Genomic DNA, 4174 nt, shown 5'->3' on the forward strand with positions numbered 1-4174 from the left:
GGCCAACCTGCGTGGCCTCGGCGCACAGGGCACGCTGGTGCTGTTGAATGGCCGTCGCCTGTCGTACTACGGCGCGCCGGCAGGCTTCCAGACCCAGTTCGTCAACATCGATGCGATTCCCGCCGCCGCCATCGAACGCATGGAAGTGCTGACCGACGGCGCCTCGGCCGTGTACGGCACCGACGCGGTGGCCGGCGTGATCAACGTGATCACCAAGCGCAACTTCCAGGGCGCGGAGATCAGCTTCAGCAACGACACCTCCTCGCGCATCGATTCCTACGGCGAGCGCCAGGCCAGCATCACCGCCGGCTTCGGTGACCTCACCGAGAACCGCTTCAACATCTATGGCGCGGTCAACATGTACCGCCGCGACGCGATTCCGCTGGCCGACTTCTATGACAAGCGCCCGGACCAGTACTACGTCAACAACCCCAACTACCTGAACAACCTGCGCCTGGGCGTGGGCAGCAAGCCGGGCCAGTTCAACCCGGGCAGCTACTTCGCCTTCGATCCGGTCACCGGTCGCCGCGTGCAGGAAGCCGCGCCGGGCTGCCAGAACGTACTGCAGGGTGAAGCCGCCGGCCCGCGTTGCGTCTGGGAAACCTGGATGAACAACGAGATCGACGCGGGCGCCAAGTCCGAGCGCAACACCGCCTACCTCAACGGCACCTTCCTGGTGGGCGACAGCACCGAGATCTTCGCCGAGGCCACCTATACCGATATCGACCTGCGTGCCAACGGCGGTACGCCGCGCAGCTACGGCACCACCACCGGCAACCCGACCAGCTGGTTCTCGCGTGATACCGGCAACAACGTCAACCAGTTCCTGTATCCGTTCCTGGGCCCGAACAACGAGTACAACCACGCCAGCCCCGAGCTGAAGGCCATGATGGGTGGCGTGGTGGGCCTGCAGTACCTGCTGCAGGACGCGGGCGCCAACTACTTCGGCCAGCGCAACACCGACAAGAGCTACCGCGTGCTGACCGGCGCGCGTGGCAACGTCGGTGACTGGAACTGGGAAACGGCATTCGCCACCGCTGGCACGCACTCGACCACCTACCAGACGATCAACGTCAACGTGAAGGGCTTCGAGAAGGCCTTCGGCCCGTACAGCATCGACCCGGGCACGGGCCGGGTGATCATCTCCGATCATCCGGCGTACAAGTTCGGTGAAATCAGTGAGGCCAACGGCGCACTGATCCGCGAAGCGTTCCCGACGTTCGACATCCAGTCGTGGACGCGCCTGCATACCCTGGACGGCAAGATCGAAGGCCCGCTGTTCAAGCTGCCGGCCGGTGACATGCGCGCCGCATTCGGCTTCAACGCCAGCCGCGAAACCTTCTATACGCCCGGCAACGCCGATGCCGCCGCCGGCCTGATCACCCAGCAGGGTGGCTCGTGGTTCGATGGCGCGCGCAACACCTATGCACTGTTCGCGGAAACGGTGGCGCCGATCACCGAGAAGCTGGAACTGGATGCGGCCGTGCGCGTGGACAAGTACCCGAACTTCAGCGCCAACGTCGCGCCGAAGATCGGCTTCAAGTACCAGGCCTTCGATCAGCTGATGCTGCGCGGTACCTATTCCACCGGCTTCCGCGCCCCCAGCCTGGCCGAGTCCGGCAACGGCGGCGTGTACGCCCAGCTGGGTGGTTTCCGCGATGAACTGCGCTGTGCCGAGACCAACGCCATCGCCAACCTGCTGCTGAAGTCGCAGCGCGGCGGTGACGTCGACCTGGGCAAGAGCCTGCTCAACGTGGACTGCAGCCGCACCGTGGCGCGCATGACCCAGCCGAACCAGAACCTGAAGCCGGAGAAGGCGAAGATCGCCACGCTGGGCTTCGTCTATGAGCCGGCCACCTGGCTGTCGGTGTCGGCCGACTACTGGTTCATCTACCGCGACAACGAGATCGTCGCCCCGGATTACCGCCGCGCCGAAGACATCATCTCGTCGTCGCGCTCGCCGATCACCGACAGCGATCGCGCCAACCTGGCCGTACTATCGGCGATGTGCGCCGACCCGGCCAGTGGCGTCAGCTGCCCGGGAACGCTGCCGGGCTACTCGGCCGGCAACGTGGCCAGCGTGGTGGGCCAGTACAAGAATCGTGGCAAGACCCTGATCGATGGCTTCGACATCGATGCGCGCAGCCGCTTCTCGCTGGGTGAATGGGGTGGGCTGAACATCGGTCTGGCCGCGACCATCGCCAACCGCAACCGCTTCTACATGGATGAACAGAACGGCTGGTTCTACGGTGACGTGGTGGGCTACTACAACAACCCGCGCCTGCGCGCGACGCTGAATGCCGACTGGACCTACAAGCAGGTCACCACCAGCATGTTCGTCAACTACGTGGGCGGCACCAAGTGGGCCACCGACCAGGTCGACGAAGTGAGCAACAACAAGGAGACCTGCACCGGCGGCTACCTGGCACTGCAGAAGAGCAAATGCGATGGTGCACCGTCGTGGTGGACCGCCAACATGAGCGTCACCTGGCGCCCGGACGATGCCTGGAACCTGAGCTTCACCGTCAAGAACCTGTTCAACCGCCTGCCGTTCTACGATCCGAACAGCTTCCTGGGTGACTCCAGTGACTACGCCACCATCTTCGGTCGTGGTTACAGTGTGACCATCGGCTACCGGTTCAAGTAATTCCGTTTGCGTGACCAGGCGCGCTGGCCAAGGCTGGCGCGCCTTCAAGAGGAGAGTGTTTGCCATGAAGCGTAGGGAATTCATTGCGGCCAGTGCCGCTGTCGCCGCCAGCAGCCTGCTGCCGCAGACCCCGGCATGGGCACGTGGCCGCAAGGTACGCCTGGCCGTGATCGGCACCGGCATGCGTGGCCTGGTGCTGCTGAAGGAACTGGTGCGTCGCGACGACGTGGAAGTCGTTGCCCTGTGCGATATCGAGCCGATCATGCTCGGGCGCGCGGTGGAGATGGTCAGCAAGGCGGGCAAGCCTGCGCCAAAGACCTACGGTCAGGACCGTGACAGCAATGCCTGGAAGCGCCTGCTGGAACAGAAGGGCATCGACGGCGTGATCATCGCCACGCCCTGGGAATACCACGCACCGATGGCGATTGCCGCGATGCAGGCCGGCGTGGCCGTGGGCTGTGAGGTTGTGGCCGGCATCACCTTGCAGGATCACTGGGACGTGCTGAAGACCCAGCTGTCCACCGGCACCCCGTACATGCTTCTGGAAAACGTCTGCTACCGCCGCGATGTGATGGCCGCCCTGCAGATGGTGCGGCAGGGCCTGTTCGGCGAGCTGGTACACCTGCAGGCCGGTTACCAGCACGACCTGCGCGGTGTGAAGTTCAACTCCGGCGACCCGAACCAGCCCTACGACAGCGGCGTGGAATTCGGCCCCAAGGGCTGGAGCGAAGCACGCTGGCGCACCGAGCATTCGGTGGAGCGCAATGGCGAGCTGTACCCCAGCCACGGCATCGGCCCGTGCGCGATGTATACCGGCATCAACCGCGGCAACCGCTTCACCCACATCAACGCGTTCGCCACCAAGGCACGCGGCCTGCACGACTACACCGTGGCCAAGAGTGGTGGCACCACCCACCCGAGCACCAAGGTCAAGTTCAAGCTCGGCGACATCGTGACTACCACGCTGGCCTGCGAGAACGGCGAGACCATCCTGCTGCAGCACGACACCTCGCTGCCGCGACCGTATTCGATGGGCTTCCGCGTGCAGGGCACCAAGGGCCTGTGGATGGACGTGAATCATTCGATCCACATCGAAGGCCGCAGCCCGCCGCACCAGTGGGAGGAGTTCAAGAAGTACCAGGACCAGTACGAACATCCGCTGTGGAAGCAGAATGCCGACACCGCCGCCAGCGCCGGCCATGGTGGCATGGACTGGTTCGTGATCCATGCGTTCGTGGAAGCGCTGAAGGCCAAGGCACCAATGCCGATCGACATCTACGACGCGGTGACGTGGAGTGCGATTACCCCGTTGAGCGAGCAGTCGATCGCCAACAGTTTCCAGACGCTGGAGTTCCCGGATTTCACTGCAGGGTTGTGGCAGAAGCGCAAGCCGATTTTTGCGTTTGACGGGAAGTATTGAGAATTAGACCCTTCCACGCTGTGATGGAAACGCCGGGCACTGCCCGGCGTTTTTGTATCTGCCGTCCGTCATCAATGGCTGGCGACTATCAGAAAACTCTGAAATTC

General features: G+C 63.8%; 2 protein-coding genes. Both read left to right on the plus strand.

Annotated features, from left to right (window positions below; all coding sequences use genetic code 11):
* On the plus strand, positions 1-2647 hold a 2647-nt coding region (locus DBR20_RS20175), incomplete at its 5' end, for a TonB-dependent receptor (protein WP_108268004.1).
* A 64-nt stretch (positions 2648-2711) separates the two neighbouring features.
* Positions 2712-4067, plus strand: coding sequence for a Gfo/Idh/MocA family oxidoreductase (locus tag DBR20_RS20180; protein ID WP_108268006.1), 1356 nt, complete (start codon positions 2712-2714; stop codon positions 4065-4067).
* Positions 4068-4174 lie beyond the last annotated feature (107 nt).

Source organism: Stenotrophomonas sp. HMWF023, from assembly GCF_003060985.1.
GTDB lineage: Bacteria > Pseudomonadota > Gammaproteobacteria > Xanthomonadales > Xanthomonadaceae > Stenotrophomonas > Stenotrophomonas lactitubi.